This is a genomic window from Mesorhizobium sp. M0293, assembly GCF_040321735.1.
Taxonomy (GTDB): domain Bacteria; phylum Pseudomonadota; class Alphaproteobacteria; order Rhizobiales; family Rhizobiaceae; genus Mesorhizobium.
Window position 1 is genome coordinate 1 of record NZ_JAMYSA010000194.1, and the last position, 6,002, is coordinate 6,002.

The 6,002-nt window shown below is 65.1% G+C and carries 9 protein-coding genes; 2 read left to right on the forward strand and 7 right to left on the reverse strand.

Features of this window, described 5'->3' with window-relative positions; all coding sequences use genetic code 11:
- Positions 1-224 precede the first annotated feature (224 nt).
- The gene (locus NKJ06_RS33800) at positions 225-842 is read left to right on the forward strand and encodes a class I SAM-dependent methyltransferase (protein ID WP_352634469.1); all 618 of its coding nucleotides are present in this window, start codon (positions 225-227) and stop codon (positions 840-842) included.
- Between the two features lie 258 nt (positions 843-1,100).
- On the opposite strand, the gene NKJ06_RS33805 is transcribed toward NKJ06_RS33800, so the two are convergent.
- Together NKJ06_RS33805 and NKJ06_RS33810 are read right to left on the reverse strand one after the other, a co-directional pair.
- On the reverse strand, positions 1,101-1,226 hold the full coding sequence (locus tag NKJ06_RS33805; RefSeq protein WP_352634471.1) for a hypothetical protein: 126 nt from the start codon (positions 1,224-1,226) through the stop codon (positions 1,101-1,103).
- Positions 1,195-1,764, reverse strand: coding sequence for a hypothetical protein (locus NKJ06_RS33810; RefSeq protein ID WP_352634472.1), 570 nt, complete (start codon positions 1,762-1,764; stop codon positions 1,195-1,197). The genes NKJ06_RS33805 and NKJ06_RS33810 overlap by 32 nt, the downstream gene beginning before the upstream one ends.
- Positions 1,765-1,889: 125 nt before the next feature.
- Here NKJ06_RS33810 and NKJ06_RS33815 point away from each other — a divergent pair, with 125 nt between their 5' ends.
- The gene (locus NKJ06_RS33815) at positions 1,890-2,261 is read left to right on the forward strand and encodes a nuclear transport factor 2 family protein (protein WP_352634474.1); all 372 of its coding nucleotides are present in this window, start codon (positions 1,890-1,892) and stop codon (positions 2,259-2,261) included.
- 323 nt (positions 2,262-2,584) lie between these two features.
- Here the strand turns inward: NKJ06_RS33815 and NKJ06_RS33820 are convergent, their stop codons facing one another.
- From NKJ06_RS33820 to NKJ06_RS33840, 5 genes are all read right to left on the reverse strand, one after another.
- Positions 2,585-3,388, reverse strand: coding sequence for a class I SAM-dependent methyltransferase (locus NKJ06_RS33820; protein ID WP_352634476.1), 804 nt, complete (start codon positions 3,386-3,388; stop codon positions 2,585-2,587).
- Positions 3,389-3,484: 96 nt separating this feature from the next.
- Positions 3,485-4,291: a phage terminase large subunit family protein gene (locus NKJ06_RS33825; RefSeq protein ID WP_352812246.1), complete on the reverse strand. Its 807-nt coding sequence runs from the start codon at positions 4,289-4,291 to the stop codon at positions 3,485-3,487.
- A 131-nt stretch (positions 4,292-4,422) separates the two neighbouring features.
- A complete protein-coding gene (locus tag NKJ06_RS33830; RefSeq protein WP_502905670.1) occupies positions 4,423-5,118 on the reverse strand; it encodes a terminase large subunit domain-containing protein in 696 nt (231 codons plus the stop codon).
- Positions 5,057-5,467, reverse strand: coding sequence for a hypothetical protein (locus NKJ06_RS33835; protein ID WP_352636328.1), 411 nt, complete (start codon positions 5,465-5,467; stop codon positions 5,057-5,059). Before NKJ06_RS33835 ends, NKJ06_RS33830 begins: the two co-directional genes overlap by 62 nt.
- Positions 5,460-5,873, reverse strand: a complete 414-nt coding sequence (locus tag NKJ06_RS33840; protein WP_352812248.1) for a hypothetical protein — start codon at positions 5,871-5,873, stop codon at positions 5,460-5,462. The genes NKJ06_RS33835 and NKJ06_RS33840 overlap by 8 nt, the downstream gene beginning before the upstream one ends.
- Positions 5,874-6,002: the final 129 nt, after the last annotated feature.

A 6,002-nucleotide genomic window follows, 5' to 3' on the forward strand; every position in this document is an offset into this window, starting at 1 on the left:
CTCCCCCGCAAAGGGGGAGATTGGCACCTTTTGGGCCTCAATTTTCCTGCAACGTTGACAATTGGCGAAGGCCGTCGCGACATCCAATCTCCCCCATTGCGGGGGAGATGTCCGGCAGGACAGAGGGGGGTGCCTCGCGCCAACCTCCCCTAAAAACTCCTGTCATCTTTTGCCCACTTGCCTGGGCTAGCTTTCTCTCATGGCGGGGTTTCGAGGAGGTCGATGTGACGACGACAAGCCTTGCCGGCACCCTGAAAAACCGCGGCAAACAGGTAGCGAAGCGGCTGCTTGGCTATGATTCCCGCAACTGGCTGCGTATCCGCCAGATCGAGGCGTTCAGCCTCTTTCTCGAAGCGGGCAACCGCAAAGCTTCCGACGTGATCGAGATCTCGCCCGGCTGGAACCGCACCTGGCGGGCGATGTGCCCCAACTACCGCTCGGTCGATTTCCCCGCCTTCGACATCTGCAAGGACCGCACCGACGAGCAATATTCCATCGTCATCGCAGACCAGGTGCTGGAACATGTGCGGCGGCCGCAGGCGGCGGTGCAGAACATCCACGCCATGACCCGGCCCGGCGGCTGGGCGATGGTGGCGACACCGTTCCTGTTTCGGGTGCACGCCAGGCCGCACGACTACAACAGATGGACGCCCGCCGGCCTCAAGCAGCTGATGGTCGATGGCGGCTTTCCCGAAGCCAACGTCAAGGTCCACGGCTGGGGCAACAAGGCTTGCGCCAGGGCTCACATCGGCGGCCCCGTCCGCGCCTACGGCCTGTGGCGGGACTTGAGCAATGACGAGGAATACCCGCTGATGGTCTGGGCCTTCGCGCGGCGAGCGTAATCTCCCCCCTCGAGGGGGAGATGTCGCCGAAGGCGACAGTGGGGGTCGCCTCGCGTGGAGCGCCGGCATTCTCTTTTTCAAGATAGAAGGTCGCGTCCCGTCGTACCGACCCCCTCTGGCCTGCCGGCCATCTCCCCCTCGAGGGGGGAGATCACCCCGCCTTCTCATCACCCCCGCCTTCTCATCACCCGCGCATGCCGTCTCCACACCCACCAATCCCACACGCGCTTCCTGAAACTGCGCTTCATCGCGTCATGGTCACATCCCCAGCAGCACGCGGCGCTGGCCGGTGAGGCTGCCGGGCGCGAGGTCGGTCTTGATGGTGCTCAGCGTGCCTTGGCGCTGTTCGAGCTCAGCCCGCAGTGCCGCCTCGCGCGCCTGCACGTCCTTGTCCTCGGCTGTCGGTGTCGGCGGCAGCGGCTTCAGTTCCGGTGGTTTTTGAAACAGACACATGGTTCCAGCCTTCTCTTGTCCAGTCATAGAGGAAAAAATCTTCACCGTTTTTGCCGTAGCCCGGCAGCAGGCAGCGTTGCGTTGCGCCCAGCCGGCCAAGCCAGCGCAGCGCCAGATCATTGGCGGCCAGCGCCCGCGCCTCGACCCGCCAGGCGCCGCGCGCAGATACCTGCGGCCCCAGCACGGCGTGAAAGAATTCCGTCATCCCGGGCACGCAGCGCCGCATCCGGCGCGTGCCCCAGCTCCAGGCGATCCACAGCCCGCCACGCTGTTCGGCAGCGCCAAACCCGGCCTCCGGATTGCCGTCGAGCTCGGCGACATGGGCAAACCCCTGCAACGCCGTCAGCGCCAGCAAAACCGGCGACCAGTGGTCAAGCTGGCAGTCGATCTCGGCCCGGTCTTCGGGGCGGAGGTTGGCGGCGATGTAGGACAGGTCGCGCAGTGTGGCGGGGATGATGCGGAGGGGCATGAACGGGCCGGGCGATGGGTTGTGGTTCCTGCTTTCGGGCGGAGTCTGGCGGCTTGTGCACTTGACCGTCCCCCTCGTCGGTGACCTAACTTCGGAACGCTGTCGGCTATCCAGGAGACGGACGAATGGACATTCGAGCGACACTGACGGAGCTATGCGAAGCCTTCAACGCGCACGATCTCGATCGCATCATGGCGTTCTTCGCCGACGACTGCGTCCTGGAGATGCCGAGGGGAGCCGAGCCCTGGGGAACTCGCTGCGAGGGCAGGCGCAACGTACGGGACGCGCTGGCGACACGCTTCGAAGGCTTGCCCGATGTCCACTACGGCAAGGCTCAGCACTTTGCGGACGAGGCCGCCGACACCGGCATGTCGAAATGGACCCTCACCGGCGCCACCCGCGAGGGCGTGAAAAAGGAAGTCCAAGGCTGCGACTTCTACACGTTTCGCAACGGCAAGGTGATCCGCAAGGATTCTTACTGGAAGATCGTGGAGTGATACGGCGTCATTTCGAATTGCGGTGGTGCGACCGATACCTCTTCATCCTATGGCGGAGCAAGGAGCGGAGCGACGCGGCGCAGACCCCTGGAGCTGCTTCGCAGCCCAAGGGATCCATGCCGCGACCTGAGAGCGCTGCTACGGCGCGGAGTTCTGACGTGCCGCGTTCCCCGGCGGCCGTCGCGGCATGGATTCTCGGGTCAAGCCCGAGAATGACGAAGTCGGGCATTTCGCCCCTCACCTGAAGCCCCAGCGGATCGCTCTGCCCGCCGACAGTTTGCGCCCGATAAAAGTGCACTGTCACCGTATTCGCAATTCCTTCGTTAGCCTTCAGCTGTCGCCAAATTGGTGCTGAGCTCGAAAGCGAGTCCCGACCCATCGGCGTAGGGGCGCAGCACGGGCGCACTTTCGCTCACGATGGCCTCCACGACGCGCTTGCGTTCCTGATCGCTCATTTCCCTGCCGACAGCACTCATGCCGACGAGCGCCATCGTGTTCAAGCTCAGGAGGGGTGCGCTGTCCTGGAAGCGTATTGTGCGCGATACAGTCGTTGACCGGACTTCGTGGAAGCCGGCGTCCCGGAGCAGCGCCTCAGCGGAGGCCGCGTCGCCAAAGCTGTGCCGCAGATCCTTGATGGCGCCCAGGTGACGCTCCGCCACGCGGCGCAGCGCCCGAAAGAACGGGATTTCGTCGTCGGATCGCCATGTGGCTACCGCCAGCCTGCCGCCCTTAGCCAGCGCCCGCCGCATCTGCGCTGCCGCCGCGGGCTTGTCGGGAAAGAACTGCAATCCCTGCTGGCAGACGACAACGTCGAACTGCTCTCCATCATGGAGAGGCAGGGCGCCGGCATTGCCTTCGCGCCAGTCGATGCCCGGCGCCACGGCGCGCGCAACGGCAAGCATATCCGAACTGACGTCGATGCCGACAACGTATCCGGCGTCACCGAGCCGCTCCCTTGCAACGCGGGCCACTATTCCTGTTCCGCAAGCGATGTCGAGGACACGATCGCCTGGAGACAACGCCACCTCTTCGAGAGTCATTTCGGCCCACGGCCGGAAGAGAGGGCCTGCGAGCCACCGCTCGTACATCTCCGGGAAACTTGCCTGGCTCATCGCGTGGTTGGGCATCATTGCCTCCAATGGATCGGCCCGAGATTGGCATATTTTGAGCCGACATGCCGCCCAGAAAGTCCCGCTCCGACGAAGTGTGGGGAGCCTTGCCCCTCACCGAAACGCCCCCAACGGATCACTCTGCCCCACCGGCCGTCGCACCGCCTTGAACTCCGCCGGATCAACCACCGCTTCGCGCAGCATCATCACGCCGTAGCGTGTCGCCGCCATCAGATCGTCGCGCAGCTTGACCACCTGGCCGTCTTTGCGATGATAAAGCCTGAACTCCTCGAACCAGTCGGCCAGCGTCGAAAACACCTTGAAGCGGCCGGACTGCATGCGGTCGAGCATTTCCATCAGCCCGGCTTCGACCGACACCGAACCGTCGGGGAATTGCGCGTGGCGGGTCAGCATGTTCAGCCCGTGCGCGGCATATTGCCGGGCGAGCGCAACGCCCGCTCCTTCCAGCGTCTCGCGGCGGCCGTCGCGCGGCCAGGCGAAGGGCAGCCATTCGCCCCACGGCTTCAGCGTCAGCGTCTGCATGGCCGGCGTCTGCTGCGAAGCGCGGGCAGCCTTGGTGACATAGACGACATCGGCCTCCGTATCCCAGGCGAGTTCGACCGCGGCCGAAGGATGGTCCCAGCCGAAATCCAGCGCGCCGAGCCTCGGCCAGTAGCGCGGCAGCCGGAACGGCTCGCAGGCGATCAGCGCCTCCGCCACCGGAAAGATGCGGCCGGAGCCCAGCACCGGAATGCCGCGTGCGCGGGCCTCGCGCTCATGCGCGGGATAGGCGGCAACGATCGCCGCGCGCTCGTCGGGGGAATAGTGCTCGGCTTCGTCGATGGTCATGAAGGTGACGTGACGGGACATTCTTTTGGTTCTCCAACTTACATCGTTCGAAGAGAATCTTTGCACCACCATCGCGAAATCATTGGAAAGCTTGGGTTCCTCATCCCCACAAGGGTGGGGGAGAGGAAGGGAGCCAAGGCCAGCGACCTCGCGCCCTTCCTCTCCCCCGCTTTGCTGGGGCGAGGAACCCAAGTCCTGAGATGTCACCCCTTCGCCATGCCCTCCACCTGCGTGGCCGACAAAAACAGCATCACCACATCGCTCATCCCAAGCAGCGGCGTAAAGGTCACGATCGTAATCCCGCCCGTCGCGTTGGTGCGGGTCAGGCCTTCGGAATAGATGTCGAGCGGCGGTTCCTCGTCGAACCAGACGCCGTGCAGGGTCTCGCCCTGCCATTTCTCGCGGCCTTTTTCGAAACTCTTGAACGACAGCACCGATTCATCGGCCTGCACATCGCCGCCGCCGCCCCAGCGCACCACGACGCTGTCGAGCGCACCGGGCGCGCCGCGGCCCATGGCGGTCTGGACGATGGCGTCGGCGGGGATCATGCCGGTGCCCCAGGCCGCCTGCTGCTGCGGCGGGCCGACGAGCACGCGCTGCGGATTGTCGCGCGTGCCTTCGCCGGTGACGCCGGCCGCCCACAAACGAACCGCGCTGTCAAAAACCTTGCCTTGCCACCAGGAGGGATAACGCCCGGTCAGGTGCATGGCCCACTCCGCGCCGCCGGCGCGGGTCTTGCCGAGCTGGTTGCCCGCCATGAACAGCCGCTCACGATTGGTGGCACCTGCCGCGTGAAACTCGGCCTGGCGCTGGTACGGCTGGTAAGCGGCAAGAAGATTAGTGCGGCGCCTGCGGTCCAGTTCCGCAAGCAGCGCCAGATATTCCGTCCTCGCTGACATCGTCCGGTTTTTCGAGGAACGGTTTGACGACGCCCTCAAGGGCGCGGATGCGGTTGCGGATCTCGTCATCGCTCAAGCCATCCAGTTGGTTGATGGTGACATGCAAATCCTTGGGCAGCACCGACAGCACGATCTTCAGATACTGGTCGGGCTTGTCGGCGCGCACCTCGGCGATGACGCCGGCGCCATGGGTGCGGAAATCGGCGCGCACGGCAGCCAGGAAATCGTCGCCCAGCGTCTTTTTCGCGCGCTTGGAGCGCGGCTTGGTGGCCGCCGGGCTGGTGGCGGGTTTACGCCTTGCCGGCTTTGCCTTGGCGCGCGTTGGCCGGGCGGCGGTTTTGTCAGTCATGGACGTGGCCGTCCGTGGCATTGGCATCGGTGGCGGCAACGTCGGCCTTCGACATCGATCTGGCCCGGCTGCCCGGCTTCTTCGAGCGGGCGGATTTCTTCCTGGCCTTCTTGGTGCGTTTCGGCCTCGCCGCCTGGGCAGGCCTCGTCGGTTGGGCAGGCCCTGCCACGCTGGCCCGCGCCTTGAGGCGCGCCATGGCGAGACCGACAAGCTGCCCGCCGACGCCTGCCTGCGGGAAACAAAAGCCACCGGTCGCATCCCGCACCATGCCGATCAGCACGCCGGGAGCGACCGGCTCGGCACGGCCAAGACGGGGCCGCGGCGCAGCACCCTCGAATTCGCCGATGGCGCTGACGATCTCTTGGCCGTCATCGCCGGTGATGATGGTGGCGTAGCGTGTGGACATGATTTTCTCGCAAATGTCGCGCTTCTGGCGCCCCCCTCTGTCCTGCCGACATTCCGCGTCGACAACACAGGCAGACGTCAAATCAAAAGGAGCCAAAAACACAAAACCCGCCTCGGCGGCGGGTCGGTG